This window comes from Streptomyces sp. NPDC021012, assembly GCF_044333355.1.
GTDB lineage: Bacteria > Actinomycetota > Actinomycetes > Streptomycetales > Streptomycetaceae > Streptomyces.
On the sequence record NZ_JBIRQU010000003.1, the window covers coordinates 892441 to 909755 of the forward strand.

Genomic DNA, 17315 nt, shown 5'->3' on the forward strand with positions numbered 1-17315 from the left:
CGGAGTGGTCCGGACCGGCGGCGTCACCGCGGCCCCTCGGCCGTCGGGCTCTCCCGGCGCATCACCAGGTCCTCGACGCGGCACATCTCCGTGATGATCGCGTCGTAGAGGTTCACCAGGAACGTCTCTTCGAGGCCGTGGTCCGCGGCGTAACGGGCGGCCCGCTCCTTGACCAGGCTGACCCGGCCGGGCTGCATCATCGGGACGCCGTGCCGGGACTTGTACCGCGCGATCCGGACGCCGAGGTCGATGCGGCGTCGCACCGTGTCCAGGAGCGTCCCGTCGAGGGCGTCGAGCTCCGCGCGCAGCAGCCCCAGCTCGTTCTGCTCGGTCATCGGTCCTTCTCGCCTTCGTCGTCGGTGCGGTGGAGGGTGCGGAACAGCTCCTGGCAGTGGTCCTGGCCCGCCGCGAGCTCGGGGCCCATGAGCCGGCGGAGCTCCTCGAAGACGCCGTCGAGGCCCTCGGCGGGGTCGGGGCCGTCGCCGGCCAGCGAGGCGAAGGAGCGCAGGGCCTCGGCGAGCGCCCGGCGCGCGGAGGCCGCCCGCGGGTTGGACCGCTGGATGTCCCCGTACACCTCGGGGCTGCCGCCGAGCACGCGGGCGAGGAGGGCGAGCAGGACCTGATGGGGCGGTGGCGCCGTCGCCGTCAGCGTCCGGACGTCGACGCCGAGGCGGGCGAGGGCGAGCCCGAAGGAGAGGATCACGGCATGCGTCAGGGCCTGGGTGACCGCCACCGTCCGGTCGTGCTCCTCCGCCGAGAGCCGCACGGGTTTTCCGCCGCCGCTCTCGACCAGCCGCAGGAGGGCCGCGACGCCGGGGCCGTCCCTCGTGACCACGGCGGCCACGGGACGGCCGGTCATGCCGGCGGCCGGGGCGAACATCGGGTTGAGCCCAACGTGCTCGACACCGGGGGCGTGGGCCGCGAGCTCCGCGGCCATGCCCGTCCGGACGGACAGCGTGTCGGCGAGCAGCGCGCCCGGTCGCATGAGCCGGGCCACGGGCGCCACGGCCTTGAGGGCCACCTCCTCGTGGACGGCGAGCAGGACGAGGTCCGCGTCCCGGAGGGCGGCCGCGAGCTCGGGCCCCGGCGCGGTGACGTCATCCGTCAGGCAGGCGTCCCGCCGCTCCGGAGGCGGTACGAGGTCGACGACGAGCGTGCGGCTGCCCGCCTCCCGCAGCAGCCCGGCGAACATGCCGCCCACCGCTCCGCTCCCGCCGACGACGACGCTCCGGGCGAAGGCGCTCATCGGGCGCCCGCCACGGCGCTGCCGTCGAGGGCGGAGACCATGGCGCGGGCCTTCACCACGGTCTCGGTGAACTCCTCCTCCTGGTCGGAGAGGGACACGATCGCCCCGCCGACGCCGAACTCCGCCCGGCCGTCGGCCAGCACGATGGTGCGGATGACGATGCTGAGGTCGGCGGCCCCGCTCAGGGCGAACCAGCCGAGCGCGCCGGAGTAGACGCCCCGGGGGCCTTCCTCGAGACGGTCGATGATCTCCATGGTGCGCTTCTTGGGCGCACCGGTCATGGAGCCGCCGGGGAAGGCGGCGCGTACACAGGCGGCGGTGCTCGTGCCGGTCCGCAGCCGCCCCCGGATCGTCGACACCAGCTGGTGCACGGGCGCGTAGGTCTCCACCTCGAAGAGCCGGGGCACATGGACGGAGCCGATCGCGCAGACGCTGTTGAGGTCGTTGCGGACCAGGTCGACGATCATCAGGTTCTCGGCCCGGTCCTTCTCCCGGCCGGCCAGATCGGCGCGGAGCCGCTCGTCCTCCTCGGCCGTGCGGCCCCGGGGGCGGGTCCCCTTGATGGGCTTGGACTCGACGCCGCCGTCCGCGTCGATCGTGAGGAACCGCTCGGGCGAGGCACTGAGCACCGAGAGCTCGGGGAACTCGAGCAGGGCGCCGTACGGGACGGGGCTGATGGAGCGAAGCGCGGAGTAGAGCGGCAGGGCCGTCGCCTCGGTCGGCGCCGTGACCATGTTGGTCAGGCAGATCTCGTACGACTCGCCGTTGCGGATCTCCTCGAGGCACTCGTCGATGCGCTTGAGGTACGCGTCCTTGTCGTGGCGCGCCCGGGCCAGGGGGCCGAAGCCCGCCGCCGCCTCGGGGTCCCCGAAGACCATGGCGGGGGTCGGCTCCGCCGGGGCGCGGACGGCGAGACCGGTGAGGGTCTCGGCCGTCTCCCGCAGCCAGGCGCGGGCCCCGTCGTCCTGGCCGCGGCGGTCGAGGGCCAGCAGGTAGCAGCAGCCCTCCTGGTGGTCGAGGGCGATGGCGCGGTCGGCGAAGAGGAGCGCGGCGTCGGGGTGCGGGGACCGGTGCGCGGGTTCGCCGCTGGTCTCCGCCTTCAGTTCGTAGCCGAGGTAGCCGACGTAGCCGAGGTTGAACTCGAAGGGCAGCCCGGGGGCGACGGGGACCCGTCGGCGGTCGAGCTGCTCCTCCAGGTAGGTGAAGAAGGGGCGCCGCGTCCGGGTCGTGGCGCCGTCGGAGCCGCGGACGGAGACGACGCCGTCGGCGACCCGGTAGGTGAGGTACTCGGCGAGCGGGCCGCTGTCGTCGCCGAGGAAGGAGAAGCGCGAGGCGCCTTCGAGGACGGAGCTGCTGTCCAGCCAGAACGTGGCGCCCTCGCCGGACAGGCAGCCGCGGCGCACCTCCTCGGCGTCCGGCAGCACGTCGACGCGGCGCACGCGGAGTTCGTACGGGGAGTCCGCCGCGTTCCGCCGTGCCCGGTGGTGGGCGAGGGCGAGGTCGCGGAAGTTGGCCATGATCTCCCGGCCGAAGTCGCTGCCGATCGACTCCGGGTGGAACTGGACGCCCCACAGCGGCTTCTCGCGGTGCCGCAGGCCCATGACGACCCCGTCGTCGCTCCAGGCGAGGGGTTCGAGCTCGTCGGGGAGGTCGGTGGCGGCCAGGGAGTGGTAGCGCACGGCGGAGAACGGCGAGGGGAGGCCCCGGAAGACGTCCTCGCCGGTGTGCCGCACCTCGGAGACCCGGCCGTGCATGGGTTCCGGGGCGAGACCGACGGTTCCGCCGAAGAGCTGGGCGATGCCCTGGTGGCCGAGGCAGACGCCGAGGACGGGCAGACCGCTGTCGGTGATCGCCTGCCGGCTGATCCCGAAGTCCCTCTCCCGGTCCGGGCTCCCCGGGCCCGGGGACACGACGATCGCGTCGAAGTCCTCGACGGGCAGCCGCGACCAGTCGGCGTCGTTGGGCACGACGACGGGGGGCCGGCCGGTCGCCTCGCCGATGTACTGGAACAGGTTGTGGGTGAACGAGTCGTAGTTGTCGATCAGAAGCGTGCGCATGATGGGGCACCTTGTCTCGAAGGGCTCGCCCAGGGGCGCGAGCCGCGGGGGACGGGCCGGAGGGGCCGGGGCCGGGGCGGCGGTCCGCCGCCCCGGCCGCTGGCGTCGCGTCGCTCAGAGGCGCAGCGTCCGCCGGAGGTGCAGCCGTTCAGCGGTCCCGCCCTTGTCCTGGACGTGCCGCACGAGGAGGTCGCTGTCGACGATGGCGGGATGGCTCTCGTCGTAGTCGACGGCCATCACGACACCCATCCAGGGTTCGAGGCCCATCGCGTACACGTAGACCTCGTCGGGCTCCAGGGCGTCGACGATCTCCCTCGCCTGCGGGAAGTTGGAGCCGTTGAGCCGCCGGCTCTGGTCGGTCCTGCGGTCCAGCGGCTCGCCGTAGAGCGGACCGTAGATCCAGCTGGCCGCCGCGCCGATGCTCTCCATGCCGATGAAGACGGTGTCGACGGCGCCGATCACCTCGGCCACCTTGGCGTACATCGTGGGGGAGATGTTGGTGGAGTCGGCGGCGAACAGGACGGAGCGCTCCCCGAACCGGAGCAGCCAGCCGGTCTTGCTGCGGATGCGCAGATCGCCGTGTTCCCCCAGGAAGGGCAGGGCGACGACCTCGGCCGAGCCGCAGGGCAGCATCTCCAGGTCGTCGACCTCGACGACGTCGGTGAAGCCCAGCCGGCGCAGGATGCCGCCGAGTCCGGGGTCGACCAGGCTGGCGTTGGTGGACTTGGGGACCAGGACCCTGCCGACCCGGTGCCGGATCCGCAGCAGGGTCTCGAACAGCATGTGGTCCTGGTGGTTGTGGGTGATGAGCAGGTGGTCGATGCGCTCCGGCAGGTCGGCGAAGGTGAACCGGTTCTCCGCGCCCCCGGGGTAGCCGGTGTAGCTCAGCACCGGGTCCACCAGGAAGGTCGTCCCCCGGTACCGGGCGAACACGCAGGCGTGGCCGACGTATTCGAGGACGTCGTCGTCGGAGGCGGGAGCGGGGGGCGCCGGGGTGGGCTCGAAGTACGAGGCGAACCGGGCGGCCCGCTCGCCCTCCAGCCCGAACCGGGCCGCCAGGTCGTCGAGTTCGGCCCCGGTCAGGTTGCCGCGGAAGACCGTGTCGAGCAGCGGGGAGTTCAGCGGGACGTCGACCAGCAGCTGCTCCGGGCCGTACTCCAGCATCGGCGTGGTGAGGGCGAACTCGCGGGCGTCCTCCGTGACGGGGCGGAAGCGGACCTGCTGCCAGGACTCGTCGTAGTACTCGGAGGCGTACATCAGGGGTTCGACGAAGCGGTAGTCGGCCGTGCGGTTGTCCCTGCCGTAGAACACCTCCACCCGGCCGGCCAGGGCCGCCGGCAGCTCCTGGTAGACGGGATCGAGGCACTCGCCGTGGTGGCGGGGCAGGATGTCCTCCTCCAGGCGCCGGACGGCCTCGAAGAGTTCGCCGAGCCGGGCCCGCCGGGGAGCAGTCTCCCGGTACCAGGCCTCGATGGCGTCGCGGTGCTCGTGGGCGTGGATCCAGGGGCCGCCGTGCATCCGGCGCTGCCGGACGGCCGCCGCGTGGACCTGAGGGTCGTCGAGGTAGCTCTCGACGATGCGGTTGAAGCGGTTGTGGACGAAGCGGGCGAGGGTCTGCGGCGGCAGCAGGTACGACCAGCCGTACCAGCCGGCGATGACCGGCTCGACCGCGACGTCCTGGCGCAACGAGTAGCGCATGGGGGCAACGGCTCCGTTCCTGTCAGCGCGGTGACGGCGCGGGTGCGCCGTTCTGGGCCTCTGCGGTGGATCCGGTCCTGCCCGGCCCGCCGCCCGCCGGGGCGTCCGACGGGGTGCCGAGCAGACGGCCGAGGATGTCGTGGTCGACCTCGCGGTGGGCGGAGGGCCAGCCCGGTCCGCCCAGGGCCGCCTGCATGGCGGCCAGGAGCGGGGCGGGGACCTCGCCGCCGCCCCGCACCCGCTCGAACCACTCGGCGGGCTCCAGGACGTCCGCCTCGGTGAGCCCCGTGTGGCGCAGCAGCTCGTCGAGCGCGTACGTACGGTGGACCACGACCGCCGAACGGGAGCGCGCGGCCCGGGAAGCGCCGTCGGCCGTCCCCGGGCCCGCGCCCAGGTCGCCGAGGAGGGTCTCGGCCAGGGCGCCGACGTCGCAGACCGGCACGTGGCCGCTGAGCCGGGGCATCGCGCCCACCCGGCGCGCGGTCTCCAGCAGGGCGGTGAACCAGTCGTCCTCAAGGTGGTGGCGGTCCTGGGGCCGGTGTCCGTAGACCAGGCCGGGCCGGTAGTGGGCGACCTCGCAGCCCAGCACGGCGAGGGTGTCGACGTACGCCTCGCTGATGAGCTTCGACCGCGAGTACGGGTCGCCGGCGGCCGTGAGGGTCGCGGCCGACAGGGGCAGGAAGTCGGCTCCGGCCGAGGCGGCCGAGAGGAAGGCGAAGGCGCGGGCGCCCAGGGCCGCCGCCGCGCGGACGACCAGGGCCGTGTTGCGTACGCTGCCGCTCAGGTGGCTGTCGAGCGGCAGCAGGTGGTTGACCTGGTAGCCGCAGTGCACCACCGCGTCGAGGACGGGGCCGCGCCGCCGGTCGACCCATCGTTCCAGTTCCGCGTAGGAGACGGCCCGCACCCGGGCGTAGTCGGCGGCCTGCCGTCCGAACCGGGCCGCGTGGCCGGTCAGGAGTCCGTCGGGGTCGCCGGTGGTGACGACGAGGACGGGGCGGCCGGCGGAGAGCAGCCGGTCGAGGACGTGCCCTCCGATGAATCCGGACGCGCCGGTGAGGAGCACCTCGCGGTCGCCGCCCCCGGCCCCGGGCGCCGGCGAGTGCCGGGTGTCGCGGCGGAGCACCGGCAGCTCGGCGCGCAGGGCGTCGCGCTCGGTCTCCACCCGGCGCAGCAGCGTCTCGACGGCGGACTCCGCCGGGGCGACGGCCTCTCCGCGCAGGTGGCGCAGGAAGGCGGCCGGGGCGAAGTCGTAGTCCATGGCGGCGAACGCGGCCTCGACGGCCTCCTCGCCGTACGCCTCGGAGAGTTTGACCTGGATCTGGATCATGGCGAGGGAGCTGCCGCCGGCGTCGAAGATGGACGTCTCGGGGCCGATCTCCTGGCCCAGGACGGCGGTCACGACGTCGAGCACGCGCCGCAGTTCCGCCGCGTCCTCGCCGACCGTCCCGCCGTGCGGGGCGCCGGCCGGGGACGCGAGCCGCTCGCGCAGGGCGCTGCGGTCCACCTTCCCGCCGGAGGTGAGCGGAAGCGCGTCGACCAAGGCCACCCGGTCGGGCGCCTCCCAGACGGGCACCAGGTCCCTGATCCGGGCCATCAGCGACTCCTCCGTGGTGTCGCCGTCCGCGGCTGTGACCAGCAGGACCGTGGCGTCCTGGCGCAGGAGTGCCACCTCGCGCCCCAGGTGGCGGGAGAGCGTGGACCCGACGTGGGCGAGGTTCACCCGGTGGCCGAGGCGTTTGATCTGCTCGTCGATCCGTCCGAGGTAGGTGAGACCGCCGTCGTCGGAGAGGGTCACGACGTCCCCCGTGGCGTACGCCGGGGAGCCGTCGACCGTGCCGAACACCTCGTTCTCGGCCGCGCTCCCGCCTGCGTAGCCGAGTGCCACGCCGTCGCCGACGATGACGAGTTCGCCGGTGCCCGCCGTGGCGTGGTCACCGGTGTCGGGGTCGCGGACGAAGGCCCGGAACCCGTCGACGGGGGTGCCGATGCTCGGCGTGAACTCGGTCAGCTCGGCGAGGGAGAAGCAGACGGTGGCTTCGGTCGGGCCGTACGCGTTGAACACCCTGCTGTACCGGGCGGCCTTGTGGTACTCGCCCTCGCCCAGGGCCTCGCCGCAGAACTCCACCTTCCGGATGCGGCTGCGTGCCGCCTCGTCCAGCCGCGCGTAGACGGACGGCGACAGCATGGCCAGGTCGCAGCCGTGGGCGGCGAGGTGACGCGATACGGACCCCAGCCAGGACGCCTGGTCGCGCACGGGGACGACGAGGGTCGCCCCGGCGTACAGGGTCCCGAGGATCTCGCTGACGGAGGCGTCGAACGAGAGCGACGCGAAGTGCAGGACCTCGTCGTCGGGCGTGATGTCGAGCAGCCGCCGCAGGGAGCGGCACAGGTTGAGCAGACCGCCGTGCCCCACGTCGACGAGCTTGGGGTCGCCGGTCGAGCCCGAGGTGAAGATGGAGTACGCGACGCGGGAACGGGCCGGCTCCGCGGCCGTGTCGTCCGCCGGGTCCGGGTCCGTGGGCCAGCCCACGTCACCGGCGTACAGGGCGCGCAGGCCGGCCTTCTCGCCGCGCACCAGCGCCTCGCGCTCGAAGCAGACGAGGAGCGCCGCGTCCGCGACGCGCGCGAACTCCTCGAACCGGTCGGCGGGCAGGCCGGGGTTCATCGGGGTGTGCACCGCGTGGCTGCGCATCGCCGCGAGGGCCCAGACCACGGCTTCCGCCGTGTGCTCCCCGGCGACCAGGACGCGGCGGCCCGCGGGGCACTCGCGGTCGATCCGGCGGGCGAGCGCGCCGGTGACCCGGTCGAGTTCCTCGTAGGTCCAGGTCCGCCCGGCGGTCCGCAGCGCGGGCCGTCCGCGATGGCGCCGGAAGAGGTCGGTCAACAGGTCAGGGAGTTCCACCACTTGCTCCAATTCGCTGCTTGAGTCCGTCGAGGACGTCGGCCGCGGCCCCGGGGGAGAGGAATCCGCGCTTGTACTGCATCCGCAACAGCGGCGGGCCCGGCCAGGACCGGTCGGCGAGGAACTTGAGGTCCTCGAAGACGCGGGCGCTGCGCACCGGGACCCAGCGCCACCGGTCCGGCTCGGGGCGCATGAACGTGGTGTCGGAGACGACGACACGGGGCATCCGGCCGCTGGTGAACGCCCGCGCGAAGGTGTCGAGGTCGGACATCGTGAACCGGCCGAGGGACTCCTGGGCATGCCGGGTCTTCGCGAAGTGCTCGGGGGTGTACTCGGAGGGCAGCCCGGGCCGTACGACGAGCGGCTTGATCTCGACGTAGTAGCCGCCCTTCGTCGCGAACTCCCAGCGGGAGAAGGGGTACTGCAGGACCAGACCGCCGCCGAGAGCGGGGAGCAGGACGCCGGTGACGGCGCTGAGCAGTTCGTCGAAGGTGACGCCCTCGCGGAGCGGCAGCCAGTCCTCCACGGACGCGGAGATCGTCGGGATGCCCTTGCGGCCCGGTACGGGCAGCTCGCCGAGGGCGCGGGTGACCTCCGCGGGGTCGGCCGCCGGCAGGGCCGTGTACTGCTCGACGGTCCGCGCGTGGTGCCGGTAGCGGGACCCGATCCGGCCCGGCGGGGTCTCGCCGCGCAGATGGGCCCTGATCTGCCGGAGCAGGTCGACCACGTCGGCCAGGTCGACGATCAGGTGACTGAACTTGACGAAGACCAGGTACTCGCCGTCCGTGTGCCGCCAGTACGCGAGGCGCACGGCCTCGTCGATCCGCAGCGGATGGCTGTTGTGGTACGCGGTGACCAGGTCCGCCAGCTCGGCGGGGCCGCCGTCGACGGGGCCCGGCCGCGGGTCGAGGGTGACGACCACGTCCTCCTCCGCCACCTCGACCAGGTCGGCCAGGGCCCGGGTGAGGCCGAGCCGGCCGACGAACTCCCGCCACGCGCCCGGGTCCTCGATCCGGCCGGGCTCGACGGCGCCCACGAAGGCCGTGCACGGGTTGACGTCGCAGTCCATGCCGAGGTCGACGAGGAAGCTGTGGATGTCGCGCACGGCGACCGCGGCGGGGCGCAGGCCGGTGCGGCCGGCCTGCCCGGGGCTGCCGGCGGTCACCGGGTCACCGTCGTGCCCCAGCCGAACTCGACCTGGTCGAGCACGTCCATCTCCCTCAGGAGGGTGTGGACGCCCGAGTGGTCCTGCACGAGGTGGGTGCCGCCCTGGGCCTCGCGCACCTCGGCGGCGGCCTTCTCCCAGCCGGGGACGCCCTCGAACGCGACGATCGACTCCCAGGTCGTGAAGTCGGGGGCGACGAAGGCCTCCAGACCGGCCACGACCTTCTCCAGGAGGAACCGGCGCCGGTCGGCCGGGAGCGCCTCGTACACCTGCTTCATCATCTCGCCGGATATCGAGGCGTGGCAGTACTCGTCGCGGTTGTGCAGCTTCACCGTGGTGGAGTTGACGACCTGGATCCGCTGGTCGTCGGCGAGGAGGTCGAGGTAGGCGTTGATGGAGATCTCGGCGACCGTCGCGAAGCCCAGGGTGGTGAGGCTCCGCTGCCACGGTTCCTCGCAGCGGTCCAGGTGCGCCTGGTGGATCGTGGTGATGTGCGAGTCCGGCAGCACGCGGTCGGAGAATTCGCTCCGGCGCATCCGCCGGGTCACCGCGCTGCCGTTGATGTGCATGAGCGTGTGGTACTGCTCGTCCACCATGGCCTGCGCGACGGCGAGCTCCAGCTGCTGGCCGCCGAGACCGGGGTACGCGCCGCCGATGACCAGTTCGAAGGCCGGGTTGGCGATCCGCTGCTCGATCAGCACCGTGTTGCGGTTGTAGGCGACCCAGCCCCAGCTCAGCAGCCGGGAGCGGGTCTCGTCGGGGAGGCGCTCCCAGACGGGGTGGCCCCGGAAGGGGACCATGTCCTCCCGGAAGTCCGGGCGACCGGGATCGAACAGGGCGTAGACGTCCGGCTCCTCGCGCTTCACGGCGGCGCGCCGGTGCCAGTTCCCGACGAGCCGGTTGATGACCGCGTTCTCGGCGGGGTCGTCCGGGTCGAATGCCGGCAGTCCGCCGATCCGGACGTGCCCTTCGTCCTGCCCGTCGTTCCCGGACGCCTCGGATTTCTCGTCCGTGTGGTCGCGCATGGCCCACCCTTTCCTTCTCTTCCCTTTGCGGGCTCGGCCCTTCCCGGGTCCGGCGTTCTCGAAGTCTGTGGATATCGGTTGCGGCCCGCAAGGGTGTGCAGATCACCACCCCGTGCAACTGAAGCAACCGGACAGTTGAACAGGCCGGTGAGCCGCGCGTACTGAACGACCTTGCGTGGGCCGGGGGCGTATGACATAAAAATTCAGGCGTCGGCCCGGGGCACGACTCGGCCGGCGAAGCGATCTGTTCTGTCTTTCGTGCTGGACGGAGGCCTGAAGGTGATGGAGCGAATCCAGGGTGTCGTCGTGGCGGCACTCGAAGAAATCAATCTGACGCGTGAGGAGAAGATTCCGACCGACCAGGTCCTCGATCTGTGCCTCTACGGTGACTCCGGCGTGTTCGAGTCCATGTACCTGGTGGCCTTCCTCTCCCTGGTCGAGGAGAACATCGAGGACGAGTTCGGCGCCGAGGTCTCGCTCACGTCCGAGAAGGCGGTGTCCCGCCGGGTGAGTCCGTTCAGCAGCGTGCGCAGGCTGATCGGCTTCATCGAGGAAGAGCTGGAACTCGTCGGCGTGCGCGGTTAGCGCAGGTCGCCGCCCTCATGATCCTCATGATCACCGGCACCCGGACCGGCATCGGCAAGGCCCTCGCGGAGCATTTCCTGGCGGCCGGGCACGAGGTCGTCGGGTGCAGCAGAAGGCCCCCGACCATCGACCACCCGCGCTACCGGCACCACGAGGCGGATCTCACGGACCTCGGTCAGACGAAGCGCGTGTTCCGGAGCGTCCGGCAGGAGCACGGAAAGCTCGACGCCCTGGTCAACAACGCCGGCACCTCGTCGATGAACCATTTCATGACGACCCCGGACGAGGTTTCCCGGAAGATATTCGACATCAATTTCTTCGCCGTCCTCAACTGCTGCCGGGAAGCGGTCAAACTGCTGCGGAAATCCACGGAGCAGAGTCCCGCGATCCTGAACGTCTCCACGGTCGCGGTGCCCTGGGCCATCGAAGGACAGCTCGCCTATTCGGCCAGCAAGAGTGCGGTCGAACAACTCGTCCGCGTCATGAGCAAGGAGTTGTCCGCGTTCGGGATCAGAGTGAACGGAATCGGGCTTCCGCCCGTCCACACCGTACTGACGAGGACCGTTCCCCGGTCCAAGATCGACACCCTGATCGCGCGCCAGGCGATATCCCGCCAGTGCACGACATCGGACATCGTCGGCCCGGTGGAGTTCCTGATCGGCCGGCAGTCGGAGTTCATCACGGGCGAGACGCTCTTTCTAGGGGGTGTGCACTGACATGCGCGAGGAACTGCTCCGAAGGTTCGAGGACTTCGGCACCAGGACGGCGCTCTTCGACCGCGGGACCGCCGTCACCTACGCGGAGCTCCTGAAGCGGATCCGCGACACGCGGGAGAGGCTGGCGCTCCACGGGGTGAAGCCGCGGGAGACCGTGGTCGTCCACGGCGACTACTCGCTGGACTCGGTGGCGACCCTGTTCGCCCTCTTCCTCGACAGGAACGTCGTGGTGCCGGTGGTGACGCTCACCGACACCACGCTCGGCACCCTCGTCGAGCACTGCCGGCCGGGCCATCTGGTCAGGACGACCGAGGCCGGCACGGAGATCGAGGACCTCGCCGGCGCCCGTGACCGCGACGGAGGGGCCGACCCCGCCACCGCCCCGGACCCCGACGGAGCGGCCGACCCCGTCCACGGCCGGCTCGGCGACCCGGACGCGGCCGGACTCGTGCTGCTCAGCAGCGGCAGCACGGGCGCGCCGAAGGTCATCCTCCACAGCCTCGACGTCCTCGTCGGCGAGAAGCTCGAGAAGCGGCCGCGCCGCCGGGAGAACGCCCTCAACATCCTCATGGTGCTGATGTTCGACCACATCGGGGGCATCAACTCCCTGCTCAGCACCCTCCTGGTCGGGGGCACCGCGGTCCTCCCGCGCCAGCGCACCCCGGACGAGATCTGCGCGCTGATCGAACGCCATCGGATCCTCGTCCTCCCCACCAGCCCGACCTACCTCAACCTGATCATGGTCGGCGGCTACCACCGCGTCCACGACCTCAGCAGCCTGCGCCTGATCACGTACGGCACCGAGCCGATGTCCGAGGAGCTCCTCCTGCGGGTCCGCCGGACCTTCCCGGGGGTGCGGCTGCTCCAGACCTTCGGGACGAGCGAGACCGGCATCGCCACCACCACCAGCGAATCGTCGACCAGCACGTACTTCAAGATCTCCGACGCCGGTGTGGAGTACCGCATCGTCGACGGCGAACTCCAGCTCAGGAGCCGGACCCAGTTCCTCGGCTATCTGAACTACTACGACGACTCGCTGACCGAGGACCGCTGGTTCCGGACCGGCGACCTGGTCGAGGAGGCGGCCGACGGCTTCCTCCGGATCAAGGGCCGGGCCAAGGAGGTCATCAACGTCGGCGGCGAGAAACTCCTCCCGCTGGAACTCGAGTCGGTCCTCATGGGAAGTCCCCTCGTCGAGGACTGCGTCGTCTACGGCAGGCCGAACGCGATCACCGGCCAGTCCGTGTGCGTGGACATCAAGCCCACGGGCGAGCTCACCCGCGCGGCCCTCCGCAAGCACGTGACGGAGTTCCTCGCCGGCCGGGTCGAGCCGTTCAAGATCCCCTCGAAGATCAACGTGGTCGACACGATCGCGATGTCGGACCGCATGAAGAAGCTGCGGTCCCGGCCGGGCGCCGACGAGGAGTGAACGGCCTCCGCCCGCCCGTACCCCGTTCCGAGCTCTCTCCCCGCCGCACCGGCGCGGAGTCCCCTCAGTCCGTCCCCGTCCCAAGGAGTACGTGATGGCACGATCGAAGGTGGCGATCATCGGCGGAGGACCGGCCGGCAGTGTCGCGGGCCTCACTCTGCACAAGCTGGGCCACGACGTCACGATCTACGAGCGGTCCGCCTTCCCCCGGTACCGCGTCGGCGAGTCCCTGCTGCCCGGCACGATGTCGATCCTCAACCGCCTCGGTCTGCAGGAGAAGATCGACGCGCAGAACTACGTCAAGAAGCCCTCGGCGACCTTCCTCTGGGGCCAGGACCAGGCCCCGTGGACCTTCTCCTTCGCGGCCCCCAAGGTCACTCCCTGGGTCTTCGACCACGCCGTCCAGGTGAAGCGCGAGGACTTCGACAAGCTCCTCCTCGACGAGGCCCGGAGCCGCGGGATAGCCGTCCACGAGGAGACGCCCGTCACCGACGTGGACCTGTCCGACCCCGACCGCGTGGTCCTGACGGTGCGCCGGGGCGGCGAGAGCGTCACCGTCGAGAGCGACTTCGTCATCGACGCGGGCGGATCGGGCGGCCCCCTCTCCCGCAAGCTGGGCGTGCGCCAGTACGACGAGTTCTACCGGAACTTCGCGGTCTGGTCGTACTTCAAGCGGAAGGACCCCTTCGAGGGGGACCTCAAGGGCACCACGTACTCGATCACCTTCGAGGACGGCTGGGTCTGGATGATCCCCCTGAAGGACGACCTGTACAGCGTCGGTCTCGTCGTCGACCGCTCGAAGTCCGCCGAGGTGCGCGAGCAGGGCGCCGACGCCTTCTACTCGTCCACCCTCGCGAAGTGCACCAAGGCCGTGGACCTCCTCGACGGCGCCGAGCAGGTCGACGAGGTCCGGATCGTGCAGGACTGGTCCTACGACACCGAGGTGTTCTCCGCCGACCGCTTCTTCCTCTGCGGCGACGCCGCCTGCTTCACCGACCCGCTCTTCTCCCAGGGCGTGCACCTGGCCTCGCAGTCGGCGGTCTCCGCCGCCGCGGCCATCGACCGCATCACCCGGCACGGGGACGAGAAGGACGCGGTGCACGCCTGGTACAACCGCACCTACCGCGAGGCCTACGAGCAGTACCACCAGTTCCTCGCCTCCTTCTACACCTTCGCCTCCTTCACCGAGCCCGACTCCGAGTTCTGGCGGAAGCGGCGCATCACGGAGTCCGACGACGACCGGCTGACCCGGAAGAAGTGGTTCGAGAGCCTGGTGGGCAACGGCCCGGAGGACCCCTCCGGCACCGTGGCCTCCTTCCGAGACCGGGCGTCCACGATGATCTCCATCGGCCGCCACCAGCGTCCGGAACTCAGCGACGACTTCAGCGAGGCCGAGCTGAACCCGGCCCGGGTCCGCTGGATCAGCGACCTCACCAAGCGGCTGAACGGCATCACCCGCTTCCGGTGGACCGGTGGCAAGGCCGTGCTCAAGCAGCACTACCGCGTCGAGCCGGTCGGCTTCCGGCTGGAACAGCGCGAGGTCCTGGCCAACGGGGAAGGGCTCGACATGGCCCAGTACCCGATGGACGACGAGGCCCGGCAGATCTTCCAGGACCTCGCCGAGGAGGAGTTCGGCTACAAGACGCTCGTCAAGCGCCTCGGCGCGGTCGGCCGGCAGGAGCTGAGCACCCAGATCGTCGTCCGGCTGATGGAGGCGGGCCTCCTCACCGGGTACGACGCGCGGGGCGAGAAGGTCCTCGTCCAGGGCCGGCTCCACTTCGGCGGCGTCGGCGTCGAGTACGAGGTCTGACGGCCACCGCACGACCACCCGCCGGGCGGCACCGTCCCGTTCACGGGAGCGGACGGGACGGTGCCGCACCGGGCCCCGGGGGCCGGCCCCCGGGCCCCCGCACCCCCCCACATCCACCCTCGCGCCCCGAAGGAGGCGGTCCGATGCGGCACACGAGATTGCGGGACCTGGAGGTCTCCCGGATCGGCCTGGGGACCATGGGCATGTCCTTCGGCTACACGGGCTCCGGCTCGGACGACGCGGGCTCCGTCCGCGCCCTGCACCGCGCCCTCGACCTCGGCGTCACGTTCCTCGACACCGCCGAGATCTACGGGCCCTACACCAACGAGCGGCTCGTCGGCCGGGCGCTCGGCGCCCGCCGCGACCAGGTGGTGCTCGCCACGAAGTTCGGCCTCGTCTCGCACACGGGCGGCGGCCCCGGGCGGCTCGACAGCAGCCCCGCGAACGTCCGTACCGCCGTGGAGGGTTCGCTGCGGCGGCTCGGCACCGATCACATCGACCTCTGCTACCAGCACCGCGTCGATCCCGGCACCCCCATCGAGGACACCGTCGGCGCCCTCGCCGAGCTGGTCACCGAGGGCAAGATCCGCCACATCGGCCTCTCCGAGGCGGGCCCCGCCACGATCCGCCGCGCGCACGCCGTCCACCCGGTCACCGCGGTCCAGTCCGAGTACTCCCTGTGGACCCGCGACCCGGAGCAGTCCGTACTGCCGGTCCTGCGCGAACTGGGCATCGGCTTCGTCGCGTACGCGCCGCTCGGCCACGGCTTCCTCACCGGCACGGTCCGCGCGGCCGGCCGCTTCGACGCCTCCGACCTCCGGGCGGACAACCCCCGCTTCACCGCGGAGAACCTGCCCCGGAACCTGCGCATCGCCGACGGGATCCAGGCCGTCGCCGCCGAGGCGGACGCCACACCGGCGCAGGTCGCCCTCGCCTGGCTGCTCACCCGGGGGGACGACGTCGTGCCGATTCCCGGCAGCCGGCGGGCCGCCCGCGTCGAGGAGAACACGACGGCCGCCGCGGTCCGCCTGAGCGCGGAGCAGCTCGCCCGCCTCGACGCCCTGCCACCCGCCGCGGGCGAGCACCACACGGAGGAGCAGATGGCGATGATGGACCGCGTGTAGCACGGGTGCGCGGTCCGCCGGGAGCGAGCAGCCTTGGTCGCCGGGCGAGTCGCGTCTCGGACTCGGCGTCACCGAGGAACAGCGGCTGCGCTGACCTGGTCTTCCTTTCGGTCGATGGGGGAGGTGGGATCGGCGTGGGGGTGGCTCCGGTTGTCGGTGCGCGGTTGTGCGCTGTCGTGCCAACCCCTGGGCGCAGGAGGGCAACTCGGCCGGTCGGGTCGCTCGTAGCTTGAGGGAGTGCCCCGCCGCGGACGCGGTGGGGCACGCTACCGATGGCTTTGAAAGGACCCCTCATGTTCGACGTCGACAAGGTGAAGGCCGCTCCGAGCAAGGACCTGCTCACCCCCGACAACTCGGTCATGCTCTTCGTGGACCACCAGCCGCAGATGTTCTTCGGCACCGGCAGCGGCGACCGCGCCGCGATCATCAACAGCACGGTGGGTCTCGCCAAGGCGGCCCGGGCGTTCGACGTCCCGGCCGTCCTGACCACGGTCGCCGCCGAGTCCTTCTCCGGGCCGCTGCTGCCGCAGCTCGCCGAGGTGTTCCCCAAGAACGAGATCATCGACCGCACCACGATGAACGCCTGGGAGGACGAGGCGCTCGTCGCGGCGGTCAAGGCCACCGGGCGGAAGAAGATCGTCCTGGCGGGTCTGTGGACCGAGGTCTGCCTCGTGCTGCCCGCCCTCTCCGCGCTCGAGCAGGGCTACGAGGTGTACGTCGTGACCGACGCCTCCGGCGGTGTCAGCCCGGCCGCCCACGAGCACGCGCTGCAGCGGATGATCGCCGCCGGCGCCGTCCCGGTGACCTGGGTCCAGGTCCTCCTGGAGCTGCAGCGCGACTGGGCGCGCCAGGAGACGTACGGCGCGGTCATGGAGATCGTCAAGGCCCACGCGGGCGCGTACGGCCTGGGCGTCGTGTACGCGCAGTCGGTCATCGGCGCGCACGCGGCCGGCTGACCCCCGTGGACACCGGCATTCTGATCCTGCGTCTGCTGGTGGGACTGCTCGTCGCCGGCCACGGTGTGCAGAAGGTCAGCTCGCACCTGGGCGGCAAGGGACTCGAGGGCGGCACCGAGGAGTTCCGCGCCGACGGCTTCCGCGGCGGTGCCCTCACCGCCCTGGCGGCGGGCGGCGGGCAGATCGGCTCCGGCCTGCTGCTCGCCGCCGGCCTCCTGACCCCGCTCGCCGCGACCGGCGCCATCGGGGTCATGACGGTCGCCCTCACCGTGAAGTGGCGCCACGGGCTGTGGGTGCAGAACGACGGGTACGAGTACCCGCTCGTCCTCATCGGCACCGCCGCCGCCCTCGCCGCCACCGGCCCCGGCGCCTGGTCCCTCGACGCGGTCCTCGGACTCTCGCCGTACCCCTTCTGGTGGGCCGTCCCCGCGCTCGCGGCCGGTCTCGGCAGCGGACTCCTCACCCGGCTCGTCCTGCACCGGCCCCCCGCCGCCCCGGCGAACGCCGAGCGCTGAGCGCGAGCCCCATGGACCGGGTCCGGTCGCCCGTGCACCCCCGGCCGGGCGGCCGGGCCCACCCACCCACCTCTCCCCGTACAGGAG

14 protein-coding genes are annotated in these 17315 nt (G+C 71.8%); 7 read left to right on the plus strand and 7 right to left on the minus strand.

Annotation, left to right across the window (positions count from 1 at the left end; genetic code table 11):
- Nucleotides 1-23: 23 nt before the first annotated feature.
- From cmlD to ACH4TP_RS13890, 7 genes are all read right to left on the minus strand, one after another.
- Nucleotides 24-335 (minus strand): 4-amino-4-deoxychorismate mutase CmlD, encoded by a 312-nt coding sequence (gene cmlD, locus ACH4TP_RS13860; protein ID WP_398190092.1) that lies wholly within the window; start codon nt 333-335, stop codon nt 24-26.
- Nucleotides 332-1246 carry a 4-amino-4-deoxyprephenate dehydrogenase CmlC gene (gene cmlC / locus ACH4TP_RS13865; RefSeq protein WP_398437740.1) on the minus strand — a complete coding sequence of 305 codons (915 nt, stop codon included), beginning with the start codon at nt 1244-1246 and terminating at the stop codon, nt 332-334. Before cmlC ends, cmlD begins: the two co-directional genes overlap by 4 nt.
- Nucleotides 1243-3303 (minus strand): aminodeoxychorismate synthase component I, encoded by a 2061-nt coding sequence (pabB, locus tag ACH4TP_RS13870; RefSeq protein ID WP_398190098.1) that lies wholly within the window; start codon nt 3301-3303, stop codon nt 1243-1245. The genes cmlC and pabB overlap by 4 nt, the downstream gene beginning before the upstream one ends.
- A gap of 114 nt (nt 3304-3417) precedes the next feature.
- Nucleotides 3418-5001, minus strand: coding sequence for an MBL fold metallo-hydrolase (locus ACH4TP_RS13875; protein ID WP_398437742.1), 1584 nt, complete (start codon nt 4999-5001; stop codon nt 3418-3420).
- Between the two features lie 22 nt (nt 5002-5023).
- Entirely contained in the window at nt 5024-7903 is a 2880-nt protein-coding gene (locus tag ACH4TP_RS13880) for an AMP-binding protein (protein ID WP_398437744.1), read from the minus strand.
- Complete coding sequence (locus tag ACH4TP_RS13885; protein ID WP_389225040.1) at nt 7890-9068, minus strand: hypothetical protein; 1179 nt, start codon at nt 9066-9068, stop codon at nt 7890-7892. The genes ACH4TP_RS13880 and ACH4TP_RS13885 overlap by 14 nt, the downstream gene beginning before the upstream one ends.
- Nucleotides 9065-10093, minus strand: a complete 1029-nt coding sequence (locus ACH4TP_RS13890; protein ID WP_398437746.1) for a diiron oxygenase — start codon at nt 10091-10093, stop codon at nt 9065-9067. The genes ACH4TP_RS13885 and ACH4TP_RS13890 overlap by 4 nt, the downstream gene beginning before the upstream one ends.
- Nucleotides 10094-10375: 282 nt before the next feature.
- Here ACH4TP_RS13890 and ACH4TP_RS13895 point away from each other — a divergent pair, with 282 nt between their 5' ends.
- The 7 genes from ACH4TP_RS13895 (at nt 10376) to ACH4TP_RS13925 (ending at nt 17228) form a co-directional block, all read left to right on the plus strand.
- Entirely contained in the window at nt 10376-10678 is a 303-nt protein-coding gene (locus ACH4TP_RS13895) for a hypothetical protein (RefSeq protein WP_389225036.1), read from the plus strand.
- A gap of 17 nt (nt 10679-10695) precedes the next feature.
- Nucleotides 10696-11394 (plus strand): SDR family NAD(P)-dependent oxidoreductase, encoded by a 699-nt coding sequence (locus tag ACH4TP_RS13900; protein ID WP_389225034.1) that lies wholly within the window; start codon nt 10696-10698, stop codon nt 11392-11394.
- Nucleotide 11395: 1 nt separating this feature from the next.
- Complete coding sequence (locus ACH4TP_RS13905) at nt 11396-12823, plus strand: fatty acid--CoA ligase family protein (protein ID WP_398437748.1); 1428 nt, start codon at nt 11396-11398, stop codon at nt 12821-12823.
- A 94-nt stretch (nt 12824-12917) separates the two neighbouring features.
- On the plus strand, nt 12918-14633 hold the full coding sequence (gene cmlS / locus ACH4TP_RS13910; protein WP_398190108.1) for a chloramphenicol-biosynthetic FADH2-dependent halogenase CmlS: 1716 nt from the start codon (nt 12918-12920) through the stop codon (nt 14631-14633).
- Between the two features lie 143 nt (nt 14634-14776).
- The gene (locus tag ACH4TP_RS13915; RefSeq protein WP_398437750.1) at nt 14777-15757 is read left to right on the plus strand and encodes an aldo/keto reductase; all 981 of its coding nucleotides are present in this window, start codon (nt 14777-14779) and stop codon (nt 15755-15757) included.
- Nucleotides 15758-16050: 293 nt separating this feature from the next.
- On the plus strand, nt 16051-16713 hold the full coding sequence (locus ACH4TP_RS13920) for a hydrolase (protein WP_389225026.1): 663 nt from the start codon (nt 16051-16053) through the stop codon (nt 16711-16713).
- Nucleotides 16714-16718: 5 nt separating this feature from the next.
- On the plus strand, nt 16719-17228 hold the full coding sequence (locus ACH4TP_RS13925) for a DoxX family membrane protein (protein WP_389225024.1): 510 nt from the start codon (nt 16719-16721) through the stop codon (nt 17226-17228).
- Nucleotides 17229-17315 lie beyond the last annotated feature (87 nt).